General features: G+C 65.4%; 15 protein-coding genes. 4 read left to right on the top strand and 11 right to left on the bottom strand.

Features of this window, described 5'->3' with window-relative positions; genetic code table 11:
- Positions 1 to 53: 53 nt before the first annotated feature.
- Positions 54 to 818 (top strand): maleate cis-trans isomerase family protein, encoded by a 765-nt coding sequence (locus tag GOACH_RS00525; RefSeq protein WP_005169046.1) that lies wholly within the window; start codon positions 54 to 56, stop codon positions 816 to 818.
- On the opposite strand, the gene GOACH_RS00520 is transcribed toward GOACH_RS00525, so the two are convergent.
- Genes GOACH_RS00520 through kdpF form a run of 6 tightly spaced genes read right to left on the bottom strand, consistent with a single transcriptional unit; the run spans position 763 to position 8,726 of the window.
- The gene (locus GOACH_RS00520; protein WP_005169043.1) at positions 763 to 1,473 is read right to left on the bottom strand and encodes a response regulator; all 711 of its coding nucleotides are present in this window, start codon (positions 1,471 to 1,473) and stop codon (positions 763 to 765) included. The genes GOACH_RS00525 and GOACH_RS00520 overlap by 56 nt on opposite strands.
- Positions 1,466 to 3,988 (bottom strand): DUF4118 domain-containing protein, encoded by a 2,523-nt coding sequence (locus GOACH_RS00515; protein ID WP_005169041.1) that lies wholly within the window; start codon positions 3,986 to 3,988, stop codon positions 1,466 to 1,468. Before GOACH_RS00515 ends, GOACH_RS00520 begins: the two co-directional genes overlap by 8 nt.
- 30 nt (positions 3,989 to 4,018) lie before the next feature.
- Entirely contained in the window at positions 4,019 to 4,642 is a 624-nt protein-coding gene (locus GOACH_RS00510; protein ID WP_005169038.1) for a potassium-transporting ATPase subunit C, read from the bottom strand.
- 6 nt (positions 4,643 to 4,648) lie between these two features.
- Complete coding sequence (kdpB, locus tag GOACH_RS00505) at positions 4,649 to 6,760, bottom strand: potassium-transporting ATPase subunit KdpB (RefSeq protein WP_085950568.1); 2,112 nt, start codon at positions 6,758 to 6,760, stop codon at positions 4,649 to 4,651.
- A gap of 23 nt (positions 6,761 to 6,783) precedes the next feature.
- Positions 6,784 to 8,625, bottom strand: a complete 1,842-nt coding sequence (gene kdpA, locus GOACH_RS00500) for a potassium-transporting ATPase subunit KdpA (protein WP_005169031.1) — start codon at positions 8,623 to 8,625, stop codon at positions 6,784 to 6,786.
- Between the two features lie 2 nt (positions 8,626 to 8,627).
- Positions 8,628 to 8,726 (bottom strand): K(+)-transporting ATPase subunit F, encoded by a 99-nt coding sequence (gene kdpF, locus GOACH_RS00495; RefSeq protein WP_052003859.1) that lies wholly within the window; start codon positions 8,724 to 8,726, stop codon positions 8,628 to 8,630.
- A 348-nt stretch (positions 8,727 to 9,074) separates the two neighbouring features.
- Here kdpF and GOACH_RS00490 point away from each other — a divergent pair, with 348 nt between their 5' ends.
- Positions 9,075 to 9,605, top strand: coding sequence for a DUF6611 family protein (locus tag GOACH_RS00490; RefSeq protein ID WP_005169027.1), 531 nt, complete (start codon positions 9,075 to 9,077; stop codon positions 9,603 to 9,605).
- Positions 9,606 to 9,611: 6 nt separating this feature from the next.
- On the opposite strand, the gene GOACH_RS00485 is transcribed toward GOACH_RS00490, so the two are convergent.
- The 3 genes from GOACH_RS00485 to GOACH_RS00475 all read right to left on the bottom strand — a co-directional run bounded on the left by GOACH_RS00485 (position 9,612) and on the right by GOACH_RS00475 (position 11,587).
- Complete coding sequence (locus GOACH_RS00485; protein WP_005169024.1) at positions 9,612 to 10,001, bottom strand: PPOX class F420-dependent oxidoreductase; 390 nt, start codon at positions 9,999 to 10,001, stop codon at positions 9,612 to 9,614.
- A gap of 22 nt (positions 10,002 to 10,023) precedes the next feature.
- Positions 10,024 to 10,794: a maleate cis-trans isomerase family protein gene (locus tag GOACH_RS00480; protein WP_005169021.1), complete on the bottom strand. Its 771-nt coding sequence runs from the start codon at positions 10,792 to 10,794 to the stop codon at positions 10,024 to 10,026.
- 187 nt (positions 10,795 to 10,981) lie between these two features.
- Positions 10,982 to 11,587: a DNA-3-methyladenine glycosylase I gene (locus tag GOACH_RS00475; protein ID WP_005169017.1), complete on the bottom strand. Its 606-nt coding sequence runs from the start codon at positions 11,585 to 11,587 to the stop codon at positions 10,982 to 10,984.
- Between the two features lie 62 nt (positions 11,588 to 11,649).
- On the opposite strand from GOACH_RS00475, the gene GOACH_RS00470 reads away from it, so the two are divergent.
- The gene (locus GOACH_RS00470; protein WP_005169015.1) at positions 11,650 to 13,287 is read left to right on the top strand and encodes a dihydroxyacetone kinase family protein; all 1,638 of its coding nucleotides are present in this window, start codon (positions 11,650 to 11,652) and stop codon (positions 13,285 to 13,287) included.
- A 157-nt stretch (positions 13,288 to 13,444) separates the two neighbouring features.
- A complete protein-coding gene (gene sigK / locus GOACH_RS00465; RefSeq protein WP_005169012.1) occupies positions 13,445 to 14,011 on the top strand; it encodes an ECF RNA polymerase sigma factor SigK in 567 nt (188 codons plus the stop codon).
- 83 nt (positions 14,012 to 14,094) lie between these two features.
- Here sigK and clpB read toward each other — a convergent pair whose 3' ends face one another.
- Together clpB and GOACH_RS00455 are read right to left on the bottom strand one after the other, a co-directional pair.
- The gene (clpB, locus tag GOACH_RS00460) at positions 14,095 to 16,647 is read right to left on the bottom strand and encodes an ATP-dependent chaperone ClpB (RefSeq protein ID WP_005169009.1); all 2,553 of its coding nucleotides are present in this window, start codon (positions 16,645 to 16,647) and stop codon (positions 14,095 to 14,097) included.
- Positions 16,648 to 17,116: 469 nt separating this feature from the next.
- Positions 17,117 to 18,568, bottom strand: a complete 1,452-nt coding sequence (locus GOACH_RS00455) for an MFS transporter (RefSeq protein WP_245551747.1) — start codon at positions 18,566 to 18,568, stop codon at positions 17,117 to 17,119.
- Positions 18,569 to 18,618: the final 50 nt, after the last annotated feature.

Below are 18,618 nucleotides of genomic sequence, written 5' to 3'. Positions count from 1 at the left end.
CGGTGAGACCAACAATTGTTGGATTGTTGACAATCTAGTCGGGAGGACTACACGTGACAACCGCTGCGATCGCAATTCTCTATCCGGGCCACGCTGCCGAGGACGACTACCGACTGATCGAGACCGCCCTCGGACACACGATCACACTGCCCGTGGTCATCACCGAGATCGATTCCGACGATCACACCGTCGACGCCATGCGTGCCGTCGGCGAGGACGATCGACTCCTCGAGGGCGCGCAGCGCGCAGGCGAGCATCACCCTGCGGCGCTGATGTGGGCGTGCACCTCGGGCAGCTTCCTGTACGGCTGGGACGGCGCGCACAGCCAGGCCGCGGCGCTGGCGGAGGCCACAGGACTGCCCGCGTCGTCGACATCACTCGCATTCGCACACGCGTGCCGGGCGTTGGGCATCGACACGGTTGCCGTCGCGGCGAGCTACCCCGCGGACGTGGCATCGGGTTTCACGACATTTCTCGCGGGCGCCGGCATTGAGGTCATCGGCATGCGCGCCAACGACATCCTCACCGCGTCGGACGCGGGCACCATCGACGGCGACGCTCTGTTCGACATGGTTGTGGCCGCCGATCATCCTGCAGCACAGGCTATTCTGGTTCCCGACACCGCATTGCACACCGCCACCTGGATCTCCGATCTGGAGGCCCAGATCGGCAAACCCGTACTCACCGCGAATCAGGTGACCGCGTGGGAGGGTGCGCGACTGGTGGGCATGACCCCGCCCACCGACAGGCTCGGTCAGCTGTTCACGGCGTCGCCGCTTGTCCCCGCACGAAGCGATACCCCATCCCCGCCTCGGTGAGCAGGTGCACCGGATGTGCCGGATCGTCTTCGAGTTTGCGACGCAGACTGGCGAGATAGACACGCAGATAGTTGGTCTGATTGAGGTACTTGGGACCCCACACAGTACTCAAAATGTCTCGCTGCCCCACCAGTTTTCCCTCGTTACGCACCAGCAGTTCCAGAATGCCCCACTCTGTCGGGGTCAGGTGCACCTGCTCTCCGTGACGTGACACCTGCTTTGCGCTGAGGTCGACGACGAAGTCGCCCGCGTCGACCACCGGCACCTCAGACGCGTCCGGAGCAGCAACCCCACGACGCACCGCTGCGCGCAAGCGTGCCAAGAACTCGTCCATCCCAAAGGGTTTCGTGACGTAGTCATCGGCACCGGCGTCGAGCGCAGCCACCTTGTCGACAGACTCCCCGCGCGCCGACAACACGATGACGGGCACGTTGGTCCACCCGCGCAGTCCCTCGAGGACGGTGAACCCATCGATGTCGGGAAGTCCGAGGTCGAGCACCACCACCTGCGGATTGACCTTGGCGGCCGCCGTCAGCGCTGCGGTTCCCGTCGACGCCGTGGTCACGGCGAAACCGCGGGCGCTCAGGTTGATCCGCAGCGCACGCAGCAACTGCGGCTCGTCGTCGACGACCAGCACGCGAATGCCGTCACTCATGGTCGTCTCCTGCGGGCAGCGAAACAACCATCGTGGTTCCGCCGCCGGGGGTCTGCTCGACGCCGAGAACACCACCGATGGCCGCGACGAAACCTTGCGCCACAGACAGACCCAGGCCGACGCCGCCGTCGGCTCCGTTGCGGTCGCCGCCCTGCACAAAGGCGTCGAAGATCTGGTCTCGCCGATCGGCAGGAATACCCGGCCCGTGGTCGATCACACGAATGACCGTACGCGCCAACCCGTCGTCGTCGCTCTCGGACTCCGAGGTCACCGCGACACCACCGCCGCCCCCGTGGCGCACGGCGTTGTCGATCAGGTTGGCCAGCACACGTTCGAGCAGCCCACTGTCGGTGAACGCCCACATCGCATGAAAGGTGAAGGCGATCTCCGGGATTGGCCCACCGACCCAGCTCACTGCGGTCGCGGCACGATGCACGACCTCCACGAGGTAGGTGCGCTGTAGCTTGGGCCGCACCGCACCCGCTGCGAGCCGCGACGAATCGAGAAGATTGCCCACCAGCGCCGACAGATGATCCACCGACTCCTCGATCGTGGCCAGGAGCTCGGCGGTGTCCTCGGGGCTGAACGTCACGTCGCTCGCACGCAGACTCGACACGGCGGCCTTGGCGCCCGCCAGCGGTGTCCGCAGGTCGTGGCTGACGGCGGAGAGCAGCGCGCGGCGCATCTCGTCGGTCTGGGCCAGCGCACGAGCCTCGGACGCCTCACGCTCAAGTCGACGCCGCTGCACAGCGCCTGCGGCCTGGATCGCCACCGAGGTGAGCACCCGCCGGTCACGCCCGCCGAGTTTCGGCCCGCGCAACAACAATTCGTATTCGCCACCGGGCACCGGGCAGACCGTGTCGGCATCCTCGGCTCGCCGTGGCGGGTCGTCGCCGACAGCGGCGTCGACGACGTGACCGCCATCGGCCGTGTGCACCACAGCAACCGCGCCCTGGTCGTAGGTCTCACGCACCCGCTGCAGCAGCGCCGAGACGTCGGCGCCGCCGAGCACCGCGTCGGAAAACAGTGCCAACAGCTCCGCATCGCGGCTGGCCAGGTTCGCCTGCCGTCGTCTACTCGCCGCCGAATCGACCAGCGCGGCAACCGCGATCGCGATAACCAGCAGCACAAGGATCGTGATGAGATTGTCTGGCTGGTTGATGGTGAACGTGAAACGCGGATCGGTGAAGAAGTAGTTGAGCAGCAGACCCGACACCACCGCGGACAACGCTGCCGGGCCGATTCCGCCGAGCAGCGAGACGGCGAGCACGGTCACGAAGAACAGCGCGGTCTCACTGGCGAATCCGAGCCAGCGATCGAGAAACGCGAGCACACCGGTGACGACGAGCGGCACGACGATCGCGGCCACCCAACTCAGTGGTCGGTGAAAGCGCGTGTCGCGGATGTCGAGTCGGTTGCGGCGTCGCGTCTCGTCGTGGGTGACCATGTGGACGTCGATCTTGCCGCTGCGCGCAACGACGTTCGCGCCGACACCCTCATCGAAGAGGCGTTGCCAACGCGGGCGTCGCGAGGTTCCGAGAACCAGCTGTGTTGCGTTCACGCCTCGCGCGAAATCCAACAGCGTCGACGGGATGTCGTCACCGACCACGGTGTGGATGCGCGCGCCGAAGCCCTTGGCCAGTTCGTGAAGTCGTGACAGTTCGGCGGCCGGTGTCCCGACGAGCCCGTCGCCGCGGACCACGTGCACCACCACGAGCTCGGCACTCGACCGCGATGCGATGCGGCTCGCTCGCCGCATCAGAGTCGCTGATTCGGGCCCACCGGTGATCGCCACCACCACACGTTCGCGCGCCTCCCACGTGTCGGTGATCGCATGCGCCGCCCGATAGTCGGCGAGATTGTCGTCGACACGATCGGCCAGCCACAGCAGCGCCAGCTCGCGCAGTGCCGTGAGATTGCCCTGTCGGAAGTAGTTCGAGAGCGCGCCGTCGATGCGTCCGGCGGGGTACACCTTGCCCGCGCTGAGTCGTTGCCGCAGCGCCTGCGGCGCGATGTCGACGAGTTCGATCTCGTCCGCCGCACGCACGACGGCGTCGGGGACCGTCTCGCGCTGGATGACCCCTGTGATCTGGGCGACGACGTCGTTCAGACTCTCCAGATGCTGCACGTTGACGGTGGTCAGCACGTCGATGCCCGCGTCGCGCAGCTCCTCGATATCCTGCCAACGCTTGGCATTTCGCGATCCGGGGGCATTGGTGTGCGCGAGTTCGTCGACCAGCGCCACCCGTGGAGCGCGGGCCAACACCGCATCGAGGTCCATCTCCTCGAGGACTGCGCCGCGATAGACCTCCTCGCGTCGCGGGATCTCCTCGAGTCCGTCGGTGAGGGCAGCGGTGGCCGACCGCCCGTGCGACTCGACAACCGCGATCACCACGTCGACGCCTTCATCAGCGAGACCTCTTGCTTGCGAGAGCATTTCGTAGGTCTTGCCCACTCCGGGCGCACACCCGAGGAAGACTTCGAGCCGTCCCCGGGTGTCGGCACCTGAACCCATGGATGCGAGTCTAATCAGAGCGGCCGGTGATCACTTGCACACCGTGTGTCCCAGGGCGAGGTTCACCTCGAGCACGTTCACGCGCTGCTGTCCGAGGAACCCCCACTGCCGCCCGGCTGTGTGCGCGTCGACGATCTGACGGACCGCTTCCTGCGACCGCCCGCTGGCGCGAGCGATGCGCGGGATCTGGATCGCCGCGTACTCGGGACTGATCTGCGGGTCGAGGCCCGAGCCGGAGCCGGTCACCGCCTCCGCGGGCACCGCCGACGGAGCGACACCCTCCCGCTGCGCTATCAGCGCACGACGGGCGGCGATGTTGTGAGCGAGGGTCTCGCTGTTGGGGCCCTGGTTGCTCGCGGCCGATGCCGCCGGATCGCCGGGAGCCATCGGATCATCGTCGGATCCGAGGACCCGGGCGTGCAGGTAGCTGTCGGGTGTCGCGGCAGGTGCCTTCGGATCGAGTCCGATGAGCGTGGATCCTGCGTTACACCCCTTCGCGTCGGTCACCTGCGAGCCCTCGGCAGAGTTCGAGCCGACCCGCGATGCCGCCCAGACGACCGCCGGGTAGGCGACGCCGAGGATCACCGTGAGTGCCACGAGCATCGAGAACGCGACAGCGCATTGGCGAAAGAATCCGGACGTGATGGTGTTCATGCGCGATTACCCCATTCCCGGGAGGAAGCGGACGACGAGATCGATGAGCCAGATCCCCACGAACGGGGTGATCACACCTCCGACGCCGTACACGAGCAGGTTGCGGCCCAACAACTTCGACGACGAGCTGGGGCGGTAACGCACGCCACGCAGTGACAACGGGATGAGCGCGACGATGATGAGGGCGTTGAACACGACCGCCGACACGATGGCCGATTGCGCCGAGTGCAGCCGCATGATGTTCAGCGAATCGAGCTGCGGATAGATGCTCACGAACATCGCGGGCAGGATTGCGAAGTACTTCGCGAGATCGTTCGCCAGCGAGAACGTGGTCAGCGCACCCCGTGTGATCAGCAACTGCTTGCCGATGGCAACGATGTCGATGAGCTTGGTCGGGTCGGAGTCGAGGTCGACCATATTGCCGGCTTCCTTGGCCGCAGACGTCCCCGAGTTCATCGCCACACCGACGTCTGCCTGTGCGAGCGCGGGCGCGTCGTTGGTGCCGTCACCGGTCATCGCAACCAGTCGCCCACCGGACTGCTCGGCGCGGATCAGCGCCAGCTTGTCCTCCGGTGTCGCTTCGGCGACGAAGTGATCGACGCCCGCCTCTTGTGCGATTGCCCTTGCGGTGAGCGGGTTGTCGCCGGTCACCATCACAGTGCGGATGCCCATCTCCCGCAGTTGCGCAAAACGCTGCGTCATACCGGGTTTCACGACATCGGAGAGCTGGATCACGCCCAGCACACGCGGCGTCTGCGCGTTGAGAGCCACCACCAGCGGCGTGCCTCCACCGCTGGAGATCTCGGCGACCCGCTCGGTCACCTCGAGCGGCATCTCGCCGCCGAGCTTCGTCACCCATCGGGCGACCGCGTCGGCCGCGCCCTTGCGGTACTCGACCGTGGTGCCCATCGCGGTGCGCACGTCGATCCCGCTCATCCGTGTCTCCGCGGTGAACGGCACCACCTCGTACTCAGGGTGCTCGTGCCCCCGCGCCGCGGCCAGCGCATCCGCATCGGCAGGCACCACATCGTGCTCTGCCAGACACAATTCGACGATGCTGCGGCCCTCGGGAGTGTCGTCGGCGAGGCTGCACCGGTAGGCGACATCGGCGAGTTCTGCCGTCGCGGTCCCAGGCCCCGGGAAGATCTCGGTGGCCCGGCGGTTTCCGAAGGTGATGGTGCCGGTCTTGTCGAGCAGCAGTGTGTCGATGTCGCCTGCCGCCTCCACCGCGCGCCCGGACATGGCGAGCACGTTGCGCTGCACGAGCCGATCCATACCTGCGATGCCGATCGAACTGAGCAGGGCGCCGATGGTCGTCGGGATCAAACACACGAGAAGCGCGATCAGCTTGATCGCATCCGGGCTCTGCCCCGCGTACTGCTGCATCGGACCGACGGCGACCACTGCCAGGAGGAAGATCAGTGTGAGGCTCGCAAGCAGGATGTCGAGTGCGATCTCGTTGGGCGTCTTCTTCCGCGACGCCCCTTCGACGAGCGCGATCATGCGGTCGACGAAGCTGTCCCCCGGCGCAGCGGTGATCTTGACGACGATGCGGTCGCTGAGCACCACGGTTCCCCCGGTCACGGCGCATCGGTCACCGCCCGATTCGCGCACGACCGGCGCGGATTCGCCGGTGATGGCCGATTCGTCGACTGTCGCGATGCCGTCGACGACGTCCCCGTCGCCCGCGATCACCTCGCCTGCCTCGACAACGATGAGATCGCCGACCCGCAGTGCGGTTCCCGACACCTGCGAGATCGAACCACTCTCTTCCAGTCGGCGAGCCATGGTGTCACGCTTGACTTTTCGCAGCGAGTCAGCCTGCGCCCGGCCACGTCCCTCCGCGACAGCCTCAGCCAGATTGGCGAACAGGACGGTGAACCACAGCCACGCGGCGATCAGCCATGCGAACCACGACGGCCGCCAGACGGCGAGCACGGTGGTGACGATCGATCCGACGTAAACCACGAACATCACCGGATTGCGCGCCTGGTCACGCGGATTGAGTTTCCGCACTGCCTGCGGGACCGAGGTGAGGAGTTGGCGAGGATCGAACGATCCACGTGAGACCAGCTGGGTCTCCTCGTGCTGCTCGGCCGACGCGTCCTCGCGTGTCACGTCGGACTCGATGGTGTTGACGCTCACAGAAGTGCCTCCGCAATGGGTCCCAGCGCCATGGCCGGGAAGAAGGTGAGACCGGCGACGAGAAGTATCGTGCCGAGCAGGAGAGCGCCGAAGAGCGCTCCGTGCGTGGGGAGATTCGATTCCGTCCGGACGGCTTCCTGCCGCTCGAGCACGGCAACCATCCCCGCTCCGACCACATCGCCGAGGCCGGTCCGGCCCTCGCCGGTCGAGTTCTCGACGCCGGTCGATCGCCCAACGACGGTCGGGCCATCGGTCGAACCGTCCGCGGCCGACGCCGAGACCGCGCCCCGCGGGCGTTGTCGGCCGAGCAGCCCGGCGAGTGCCAGGACGAACACGATCGGCAAGAACCGACCGAACAACATGGCCAGACCCAGTGATGTCTGGAACCAGTCGCTGGTGACCGTCAACCCGCCGAACGCGCTGCCGTTGTTGTTCGCGGCCGACGTGTAGGCGTAGATCACCTCGGAGAATCCGTGGATCGACCCCGGAGTACCCGGGTCGCCGCTGTTGCCCTGTGCATCGAGTGTGGAACCCATGGCCACACTGACACCCACGCCGATCAGCACCAGGGCAGGCATGACCAGCACGTACAGCGCCGCCATGGTGATCTCGTTCTGCCCGATCTTCTTCCCGAGGAACTCTGGCGACCGTCCGACGAGCAGGCCACCGACGAACACCGTGACCACGGCCATCATCAGGATCCCGTAGAGACCGGTGCCGACACCGCCGGGCGCGACCTCACCGAGCAGCATGTTCCAGATCACCGCGCCACCGCCGCCTGCCGACAAACTGTCGTGCGCCGAATTGACTGCACCCGTTGATGTTCCGGTGGTCGACACCGCGAACAACGCACTGCCGGCGATGCCGAAGCGTTGTTCCTTGCCCTCCATCATCGCGCCTGCCGCCTGCGCCGCCAGCCCGTTGGTGTGGGATTCGAAGCTCCACACGATAGCGAGCATGATGCCCCAGATGGTCGCCATGACCCCGAGCAATGTGAGACCTTGACGGTGATCGCGCACCAGCGTTCCGTACGTACGCGTGAGGCAGACCGGGATGATCAGAATCGCGAGTATCTCCACGACGTTGCTCAGTGGCGTCGGGTTCTCGAATGGATGCGCCGAGTTTGCCGAGAGCGTGCCACCACCGTTGGTACCGAGTTCCTTGATCGCCTCCTGGGATGCAAACGGGCCCACCATGCTTCGCGCGTGCTCACCCGACATCGTCGTGAAGCCGAACCCGCTGTGCCACGACTGCACCACCCCCTGGGTCAGCAAGATGATGGCAATGATCACACTGAGCGGCAACAGGATACGGACGCAGGTTCTGGTCAGATCGACCCAGAAGTTGCCGATCAACCCGTCGCCCCGACGGTTCACCAGTCCCCTGATGAACGCGACGGCAACGGCCATACCCACCGCGGCCGACACGAAGTTCTGCACAGCGAGGCCGAGCATCTGCGAGAGATTGCTCATCACTGCCTCGGGCGAGTACGACTGCCAGTTGGTGTTGGTGACGAACGAGATCGCGGTGTTGAACGCCGTGGCCGGGTTGACCCCCGGCTTGCCGTCGGACCAACCCAATACACCCTGCAGCCGCTGCAGCAGGTAGAGAAAGAGGAAAGAGATCACCGAGAAGGCAAGCACCGCGAGCACGTAACCGACCCAGGTCTGTTCACGTCGGGAATCGACCCGGGCCAGCGCGTAGATCGCGCGTTCCGGTAGCAGGTCGCGGGTGCTGCGGTACACCCGCGCCATGTAGTCGCCCAACGGCACGTACACGACTGCGAGCACCAGGACGACGAAGCCCGCCTGGAGTACCCCCGCAAGGGTTGAATTCACGGTCAGAACCTTTCCGGCTTGATCAGCGCGACCATCAGATAGATCGCCGTCACGACGGACAGGACTAGAAGAACAACGTTCACGACTCCGTCTGCGGTCATCGGCCGATCCTCGCGTCGACGCCCCGGACCACCAGGACACAGATCGCGAAGCCGATCAGTGCGGCGAGTACATAGAGCACATCGGCCACTTCTCACACTCCTTGGCTGGGCATGCCGAACGTCGGGCTGGCGATCGGCGCACCACAGCTTCTGTCGTATTCGTTGATGCGGGAAGGGGCCTTAACGCGTTCCATACGCGGCGCCGGGGTTTGTTGACGCAACCTTCGCACCGGGGCCGCTCGACGTACGCCCCACGGGCGTCAACGTCGCATCAAGATCTGCCGGCGCGGCGTCGAGATGGCGTCAGAAACGGCCACGTCGGCGAGTGACGGGATTAGAACCGATCACATGAACGAGTCTGCGCAGTCACAGAGCGGAACGGCCCGGTCGGGGTCTTCGCGGTGGGGGTACCTGCAGGTCGGTTATGCACGCCACTGGGTGTGCCATCGCCTCGTCGTGTATCCGCCGGGCGTCACCATTGACGACGTCCGTTGGCTGCGTGCATGGCGCGTTCTGCCGTTTCTCGTGATAGCGACGGTGCTGGCGAGCACCGCTGCCGCGGCGTGGGCCGGAGCCTCAGGGCTCGTGGGCCTCGTGACGGGTTTCGTCGTCGCTGGGGCGACGCTCGTCGTCGTCGGCCATCGGACGCGTCGGGTGCGCGCGCACATCCGAGCTCTGGAGGCGTGGACCGGCTACGGGTCAGACGCTTCGGCCCGCGCAGCGCGACGCGAGATCTGCAGACTCGCCGCGCTTCTCCACGACGCCGATGAGTGCCTCGCGTCAGGTGCGATCTCCCCCGTCGAGCACGAAGTGCTGTGGGCACGTTGCTATCACGAGCTACCAACGGCAGTGCGACGTCGTCGGCTCAGCGTTGCCTGACACCGATCAGCTGCGGGTGATCGAGATGCCGACGGTGCCCGACTTGCCTCGACGCAGCAGGCTCGCCTTGACCAGAATCCAACCGAGGATGCCGTACTTCTTCGTGATCGCGTTGCGTGCGCGGTCGGTACCTGCGGAGTCGAGAATGGTTGCCGTTCCCTCCACCGCCTGACCCTGCAGATTCTTGCCGCGAACGTCGCAGGCCTGGACGACGACGTGGGGGTCGCGGCGAATCCGCTTGACCTTCCACGAGTCGGTCTCGGTCCACATCACCAGCGTGCTACCGTCGGCGGCCGCCCAGAGCGGAGAGGCCACCGGCGTGCCGTCTTTACGAAAAGTGGTGAGCTGCACGTACTTTGCCTGGGTCGCCGCATCGAAGGGCTGATCGGTGAACATAAGCCACCCTACGTCGAGTCGATCACGCGGCGTGCGCGAACAGCGCCTGGTCGGCTGCGGGCATCGCATAGGGCTGCGTGATCCCCGGCGACAGCACCCCCGCGTCGACGAGCGTCGCCCAGGCGGTCACCTGGTTGGCCGAGAGCACCGGTTTGCCGAGTTCGGCCTCGAGTGCGCCGAGCACATCGTAGGTCCACAGATTGGTGCACGAGACGAAGATGGCGTCGGCGTCGGGATGGTCGGCACCACGGATGAGATCAGCGGTCACCGAATACGGGATGGTCCAGATGTCGTGGTCGCGGCCGAGCCCCGCCTGTGCGACGACGCTGCGCCCCGACTGTGCGAGGAAGTCGCACAGTAGCCCGGTCAGGCCATTCGTGTAGGGCGTTGCGACGGCGATCCGACTGATTCCCAACGCATCCAGTGCGCGCAACAGTGCCTCCGACGTCGTGACCGCGCGCTGTGCACCGGCCCCCAGCATGCAGTTGGAGAGTTCTACCGCTCCGGAGATTCCGTACACGAAGCTCCCCGACGCACACGCGTAGGCATACGCACTGGGTCGCACCGCCGAGATGGAGCGCACCGCGGCCGCGATCTCCGCGTGGTTGTTGAGGTCTCGACACATGTCGATGTCGACCGGCGCGTCGATGAATCCGGTGCGGGTGAAATGCAGCGAGACGCCATCGGGCATCCACCGCCACAGCTCGCGGTCGAGGGCCATGTCGAACGGGCAGACGATGCCGATTCCGACCTGCTCGACGGGGCCGTCACCCCACCCGAATTCATGCTCCATGCAGGCATGATGACACATTGTCGGATTGTTGACATTCTGAGCGCGCGCCATACATGTGTCGGATCGCGGGATGTGTGTGCTGCAGCACCCACATGCTCATGGTGGACACAGAATGACGCGGCGTCGCCAACCGTCGCCGTGCCGATCGGCGCGATCACTCGATCACCCGCTACTTCTCGATCGCCCGTTACTTCTCGATCCCCCGGTACTCCTCGATCGCCGCCGCGACCCTCGGCCGGATCACGCAGTCGTTGGCATGGTCGTTGACCATCCCCGAGGCCTGCATGAGCGCGAACATCGTCGTCGGCCCGACGAAACGCCAGCCACGCTTCTTGAGGTCCTTCGAGAGCTTCGTCGATTCGTCGGACAGCGTCATCGATCCCGGAACATGTTCTGCGGCAGGCGCATACCGCCAGAAGAACGACTCAAGCGATCCCTCGTCGTCGATGAGTTCCGCGGCCCGTCGCGCGTTGTTGATGGCGGCCTCGATCTTGCCGCGGTGACGGATGATGCCCGCATCACCGAGCAGGCGTTCGACGTCGCGCTCGGTGAACCGGGCGACCTTCTCGATGTCGAAGCCGGCGAAGGCTGCACGGAAGTTCTCGCGCTTGGTGAGGATCGTGCGCCAGCTCAGTCCGGACTGAAACCCTTCGAGGCAGACCCGCTCGAACAAGGCGTTGTCACCGGTGAGCGGGAATCCCCACTCCGAGTCGTGGTAGCTGGTCTCGGGCTCGACCGCAGCCCAGGTACAACGTGCCAGTCCGTCGTCTCCGACGATCACATCGGTGTTCACGGCCGCAGGTTACTCCGAGGCACCGACACCGTCGGCGACGGTTGCAGGATACGGTTGATCCAATGAGCGACTACATCCTCAACTCGCCGGGCACATTCATCACCGACTCGCTACGCGGGTTCGTTGCCGCTCACCCCGATATCGCCTGGCAGCCCGACCCTGGCTTCCTGCATCAGCGCGAGCGCACAGGCGACGCCACCGTCGCCCTGGTCTCCGGAGGCGGCTCAGGTCACGAGCCCATGCACTCGGGCATGATCGGCGTCGGCATGCTCGACGCCGCGTGCCCCGGACTGGTGTTCACCTCACCCAACGCACTGCAGATCGTCGGCGCCACACGCTGGGCTGATCGCGGCGCGGGTGTGCTGCACATCGTCAAGAACTACACCGGCGACGTGATGAACTTCCGCATCGCCCGACACCTGGTCCGCGACGAGATCGCGACCGACCACGTCATCGTCGACGACGACGTCGCCTCCGACTCGGCCACCGGACCGGGACGTCGCGGAACGGGCGCGACGATCGTCGTCGAGAAGATCTGCGGCGCGGCAGCGGCTCGCGGAGACGAGTTGGGTGCGGTCGCCGAGATCGGACGCCACGTCGTGGCCAACGCGCGCAGCATCTCGGTCGCCTATCACGCATGCACCATGCCATCGAAGTCCGAGCCGACCTTCGAGCTCGACGCCGACGAGATGGAATTCGGGGTCGGTATCCACGGCGAGGCCGGACGTGAACGCACCGCCCGGGTGGGGGCTCGCGAACTGGTCAACCGCATGGTCGATCCCCTGGTCGATGCACTCTCGCTGGTCCACGACGAGCAGGTGATCGCCCTGGTCAACAACCTCGGCTCCGCTCATCCCCTCGAGCTGGATCTGGTCTTCGGTGAGGTCGTCGCCGACCTCGACCGTCGCGGGATCACCGTCGCCCGACCCATGGTCGGCACCTTCGTGACCGCCCTGGACATGCGCGGGGTGTCGATCACCTTAGTCCGCGCCGACGACGAGATCCTCTCCCTCTTCGACGCCCCGACCACCGCGCCCGGGTGGGCCGCGAGCCCGTCGCGCAGCACCGCACCACTGACCGACACGACGTTCGCCGAGCCGTCGGATTCTGCCGACGACGGCGAGGAGAACCAGTGGTTGACCCGGTTCGTGCGGCACGTGCAGGAGTCGATCGACGATCTGACCGAACTCGACCAGCGCGCAGGTGACGGCGACTTCGGTACCAACATGGAAGCCGCGCTGGCACACTTCGACCTGCCCGTGCGCGGCACCGACAGCCAGGTGCTGAGCGCGATCAGCACGTCGTACCTCGTCCGCTCCGGCGGGACCTCGGGAGTCATCTTCGGTGTGTTGTTCCGCGAACTGGCGCACGCGTTCTCCGACGGCGATGATTTCGAGGCGTCGGTGCGCGATGGTTCGTCGCGCGCGCTCGCCGAGATCCAGGATCTCGGAGGGGCACAGGTCGGCGACAACACCATGGTCGACGCCCTGAGTCCCGCCGTCGACGCACTCGACAACGGCGCGAGCCTCGCCGACGTCGCACGCGCAGCAGCCGATGGCGCAGAATCCACCCGCGACACCACCGCCACCAAGGGGCGTGCCAGCTACGTCGGAGAGAACGCGCGCGGCGTCGTCGATCCGGGTGCAGTCGTCGTGTCCTGGCTGTACGAAGCGATGCCCAGCGACACCAGCGGCTCGTAACCCATAACCCCCCATCGCGTTATCACTCCGTGATCAGCCTTGTGTTGAGTTTCGAGTTCGTCGCAATCGTTCGTCACCCCTGACGCCGACAGGGCACGACGCCCTAGCGTTGTCGCCACGATCGGGGGAACGATCGCGTGGACGGGAGCACAACGATATGAACGAGGCAACGGACCGTCTGGCGTTACTCCTGAGCCGGGTCGCAACAGGCGACGCCGGCGCGTTTGCCCAGTTCTACGACGAAACCAGCCATCGCGTGTACGGCATGGTCCTGCGGATCGTGCGCGACCGGGGCATCAGCGAAGAGACCACGCAGGAGGTCTTTCTCACCGTCTGGCGCTCGGCCCACACGTTCGACGCCGAATCCGGCTCCCCCCTCGGTTGGCTGATGACCCTCGCGCATCGGCGGGCCGTCGACCGTGTGCGGTCGGAGACCGCCGCGAAGCGTCGGCTACACGTCTACAGCACAGCCGAGCAGTCCACACGGATCGAACACGATGTCGTCAGCGAGTCCGCCGAGCGTCGCGAAACGGTCCGCGAGGTGCGCTCGCTGCTGTGCCGGCTGACCGAATTGCAGCGCGAGGCAATCGAACTGGCGTACTTCCGCGGAATGACCTACCGCGAGGTCGCCGACGAGCTCGGCGTCGCGCTACCCACCGCGAAATCGCGAATTCGGCAGGCACTCAAGCGGCTCGAGCCGCACATCACGGCGACCGCGGCCTGAGCGACCCCGAACAGCACACAAGACCCCCGACCCGGTGCGGGTCGGGGACCTTGTCATGTCAGTGCTCGGTCATGTCAGTGCTGTCAGCCGAGAACCAACGAATCTCCGTCGGCGCTCACGTTGACCGGCACGACGTCGCCGTCGCGGACATCGCCGGCGAGCAGCGCCTTGGCGAGCTGATCGCCGATGGCCTGCTGCACCAGTCGACGCAGCGGACGTGCGCCGTAGAGCGGATCAAATCCCCGCTCGGCCAGCCATTCCTTCGCCTTCGGCGTGACCTGCAGTTCGAGTCGACGTTGCGCGAGACGCTTCTGCAGTTGGCCGAGCTGGATGTCGACGATGGACACCAGCTCCTCGGGGCTCAGTGCCTCGAAGATCACGACGTCGTCGAGCCGGTTGATGAACTCGGGCTTGAACGCGCTGCGGACTGCCGCCATCACCTGGTCGCGATCGCCTCCTGCACCCAGGTTCGACGTCAGGATCAAGATGGTGTTGCGGAAGTCGACCGTGCGCCCCTGACCGTCGGTGAGTCGACCCTCGTCGAGCACCTGCAGCAGGATGTCGAAGACGTCCGGGTGAGCCTTTTCGACCTCGTCGAAGAGCACCACCGTGTACGGACGGCGACGTACCGCTTCGGTCAGCTGACCGCCCTGCTCGTATCCGACATAGCCGGGAGGTGCACCGACAAGCCTTGCCACGGCGTGCTTTTCGCCGTACTCACTCATGTCGATGCGCACCATCGCGCGCTCGTCGTCGAACATGAACTCCGCCAGCGCCTTGGCCAGCTCGGTCTTACCGGTGCCGGTCGGGCCCAGGAACAGGAACGATCCCAGTGGCCGGTTCGGGTCGGCGACGCCTGCACGAGCACGTCGGACGGCGTCGGACACCGCGACCACGGCCTCTTTCTGACCGATGACGCGCTTGCCGAGTTCCTCTTCCATGCGCAGCAGCTTGGCGGTCTCCCCTTCGAGCATCTTGCCCGCGGGAATGCCCGTCCACGCCGACACGACCTGTGCGACGTCGTCGGGTCCGACCTCCTCCTGCAGCATCACGTCCTCGTCGGGGTCGGTGCCGGTCTTCTCGATCGCGGCTTCCAACTCCTTCTCCAAGCCGGGGATCCTGCCGTAGCGAAGCTCGGCCGCACGCCCCAGATCTCCGTCACGCTCGGCGCGATCTGCTTCTCCACGAAGGCGTTCGAGCTCTTCCTTGGTGTCGCGGACGGCGTCGATGGCGGTCTTCTCCGACTGCCAGCGCGCGGAGAGCTCGTTGAGCTTCTCCTTCTGGTCGGCCAGTTCCTGACGCAGCTTCTCCAGACGTTGCTTCGACGCTTCGTCGTGCTCCTTCTCGAGTGCGACCTCCTCGACCTCTAGGCGTCGGACGACACGCTCCACCTCGTCGATTTCGACGGGTCGCGAGTCGATCTCCATCCGCAGGCGCGAGGCTGCCTCGTCGACGAGGTCGATGGCCTTGTCGGGCAGGAATCGCGAGGTGATGTAGCGATCGGAAAGCGTTGCGGCAGCGACCAATGCGGAGTCGGTGATGCGCACACCATGGTGCACCTCGTACCGTTCCTTGAGGCCACGAAGGATGCCGATGGCGTCCTCGACACTCGGCTCACCGACATACACCTGTTGGAACCGACGCTCGAGGGCGGCGTCCTTCTCGATGTACTGGCGGTACTCCTCCAGCGTCGTCGCACCGACCAGCCGCAACTCACCGCGAGCGAGCATCGGCTTGATCATGTTGCCCGCGTCCATGGCGGAATCGCCTGTGGCACCGGCACCCACGATCGTGTGCAGCTCATCGATGAAGGTGATGACCTGTCCGGCAGAGCCCTTGATCTCGTCGAGCACGGCCTTCAACCGCTCCTCGAACTCACCGCGGTACTTTGCACCCGCGACCATCGATCCGAGGTCCAACGAGATGACGGTCTTGTTGCGCAACGACTCCGGCACATCGCCTTCGACGACGCGCTGCGCAAGACCTTCCACGATGGCCGTCTTGCCGACGCCGGGCTCACCGATGAGCACCGGGTTGTTCTTGGTACGACGGCTGAGGACCTGCACGACACGACGGATCTCGGCGTCACGGCCGATGACCGGGTCGAGCTTGCCCTCACGGGCAGCAGCGGTCAGGTCGGTGGAGTACTTCTCCAACGCCTGATAGGTGGATTCGGGGTCTTCGGATGTCACGCGCGCGGTGCCGCGGACGGCGACGAACGCCTCCTGCAGAGCCTGCGGGGTTGCGCCGTTGTCGTGCAGCAGCTTGGCGACGTCGGAGTCGCCTGTGGCCAGACCGACGACGAGGTGCTCGGTGGAGACGTACTCGTCATTGAGTTCGGAAGCGAGCTGCTGAGCAGCGGTGATCGCCGCGATCGACTCGCGGGAGAGCTGCGGCTGGGCACTGGAACTCGACACCGTCGGCGCCCGGTCGACCATGGCCTGAGCCTGCGCCCGAACAGTCGACGGGTTCACTCCCACCGCCTTGAGCAGCGGCGAAGCGATACCGTCGGACTGGTCCAGCAGCGCGACCAGGATGTGGGCCGGACGTACGTCGGGGTTACCAGCAGCGGCCGCCGCCTGCACAGCAGCGCTCAGCGCCTGCTGCGTCTTCGTGGTCGGGGTGAAGCTGTCCACTTGGTGGTACCTCTTTCTCTACGTGTTCTTGCGTTCTTAAGTCTCTGTGGCTCAATTATGGCCACTCAGGTCCTTCAACGCACATAGAGTTGAGTCCATTCCGCTCAGGTTTGTAGAGTGTGTGACTTGCATCACTAGCCGCGGCTGCCGCGCTCGATCAGTTCCTGGACTGGCGAACGCGTTTTCTGGATTTCTGGACTGGAAAGTCACATCAGTCACACAGGCCACGGTATCTGGACCGAGCGGCAACAGAGCCTGCTCGAGCGTGAGTTGGTGCGGTTGGAAATTCGCCAACGACGCTAGCCATCAGTTCTCATCTTCTTGTCGGCACCCCGACAAGAAGATCGGTTATGAGCAGAGGAAATCTATGCGCCCCACGACTTGGCCATGGCTGCTACTCGCGTTAGCTGCATTGGCTGCGCTCATCTCAAGCCCTACCGGCGATGAGGTGGGCCAGCGCGTGATGATGTTACTCATCGCTGCAGCCCTGATCACGGCGATACAGCAGCGCCCGGGCCGTCGATCCCACTCCTCCGAGGACACGCCCGAGTAGCAGTGGAACGAGATGAACCGCAACAGGGCCCACATGCCGGGCGGGTAGCCACATACGCGAGTACCACCTGCAGGGGTTCGTGTCGACAGGGTGGTGGCGTATGTGGATCTTTGTCGTGATGGCGCCCAGTACGGCGGCTGCCGTGCACAGAGTCGCGCCGACGATCCATACCGGAGTGTAGGTGCCGTCGACCTCGCGGATGACGCCGCCGACGGCGGCCATGGTTCCGGCTCCGAGCTGGTGGAAGACATTGACCCATCCGAATGCGAGTGCGCTGTCGGCGCCAAAGTAGTGGCGGCACAGGGCAATAGTCGGCGGGACAGTGGCGACGTCCAGGATGCCGAAGGCCACAGCAAACGCGATGAGGCCCGCATCTATCTCACTGGTGAAGATGGTGGGCAGGATGGCCAGGGCGGTTGCACGGATCAGGAAGAACACCGCGAGCAAAGCCCTGGGTTCAATCCGATCAGTGAGCCATCCCGCCGAGATAGTGCCTGCGATGTTAGCGAAGCCGATCAATGCGAGCAGGCTTGATGCTGCGGTGGGGGCCATACCGTGATCGTGGACGGCGGGGGTGAAGTGTGACCACATGAGTCCGTTGGTGGTGGCCCCGCAGAGAAGGAACATCGCGGAGAGTAGCCAGAAAGCTCGGTTACGCACACAGGCGAGCAGTACACGCAGACTTCGGCGCAGCGCGTTCTCCGTCCCCTCCGTGAAGCGAGTAGTCGCGGTGGGGATGTCGCCGTATCGCGTGACGCCGAGATCAGCGGGTTGGTTGCGTAGGCCGATCGTGACCAGGAGCGCGGCGACAACCGCGAGCGCGCCGCAGGTGATGACCGGCGCATGCCAACCGTGATGTGTCATCAGCGTCGAGAGCACGGGGAGCACGGCGAACTGTCCGACGACACTGGCAGCGGTGAGAATCCCTGTGGCGAGTCCGATGCGGTCGATGAACCAGCGGTTGGCCACTGTCGCGCCGAAGACCATGGTGATGGAGCCGGTTCCTGTGCCGACGAGGATGCCCCACCAGAGCGTGAACCAGACAGCCGTCGGCGTGAAGGTGACGAGCAGCACCGAACTGAGCGTCAATAGCGTCAGGGCACCTGCCGCGATCAGGCGAAGGCCGTAGCGATCCATCAGCGCAGCGCTGAACGGCGCGATGGCGCCGTACAGGACCATGTTGACCGAGCCTGCGATGCCGATCTCGGCGCGGCTCCAGCCGCACGACGTCACCAATGGATCGGTAATGAGTCCTGCGATTGTGGTGTAGGAACCGGCAGCAACCAGTGCGGCAGCAGCGATGACCGTCATCCGCCACGCGGGGTGAATCAGGTGATGGCCCTCCGGTGCCTCCGAGGATTCGCGCATACTCACTGAATAGTGCACTGAGCACATCAGCGGTAGTATGTACATTTTCG

Origin of the sequence: Gordonia aichiensis NBRC 108223 (assembly GCF_000332975.1) — a bacterium.
In the GTDB taxonomy this organism is placed as follows: domain Bacteria; phylum Actinomycetota; class Actinomycetes; order Mycobacteriales; family Mycobacteriaceae; genus Gordonia; species Gordonia aichiensis.
The sequence above is the reverse complement of the archived record's forward strand: the minus strand, read 5'-3'. Positions and strand labels throughout refer to the sequence as shown.

Excerpts from the sequence above, each read along its gene's own strand:
- GOACH_RS00520 (WP_005169043.1), bottom strand. The coding sequence starts at position 1,473 with ATGAGTGACGGCATTCGCGTGCTGGTCGTCGACGACGAGCCGCAGTTG.
- GOACH_RS00515 (WP_005169041.1), bottom strand. The coding sequence starts at position 3,988 with ATGGGTTCAGGTGCCGACACCCGGGGACGGCTCGAAGTCTTCCTCGGG.
- GOACH_RS00510 (WP_005169038.1), bottom strand. The coding sequence starts at position 4,642 with ATGAACACCATCACGTCCGGATTCTTTCGCCAATGCGCTGTCGCGTTC.
- kdpF (WP_052003859.1), bottom strand. The coding sequence starts at position 8,726 with ATGACCGCAGACGGAGTCGTGAACGTTGTTCTTCTAGTCCTGTCCGTC.
- GOACH_RS00490 (WP_005169027.1), top strand. The coding sequence starts at position 9,075 with ATGAACGAGTCTGCGCAGTCACAGAGCGGAACGGCCCGGTCGGGGTCT.
- GOACH_RS00485 (WP_005169024.1), bottom strand. The coding sequence starts at position 10,001 with ATGTTCACCGATCAGCCCTTCGATGCGGCGACCCAGGCAAAGTACGTG.
- GOACH_RS00480 (WP_005169021.1), bottom strand. The coding sequence starts at position 10,794 with ATGGAGCATGAATTCGGGTGGGGTGACGGCCCCGTCGAGCAGGTCGGA.
- GOACH_RS00470 (WP_005169015.1), top strand. The coding sequence starts at position 11,650 with ATGAGCGACTACATCCTCAACTCGCCGGGCACATTCATCACCGACTCG.
- sigK (WP_005169012.1), top strand. The coding sequence starts at position 13,445 with ATGAACGAGGCAACGGACCGTCTGGCGTTACTCCTGAGCCGGGTCGCA.
- GOACH_RS00455 (WP_245551747.1), bottom strand. The coding sequence starts at position 18,568 with ATGCGCGAATCCTCGGAGGCACCGGAGGGCCATCACCTGATTCACCCC.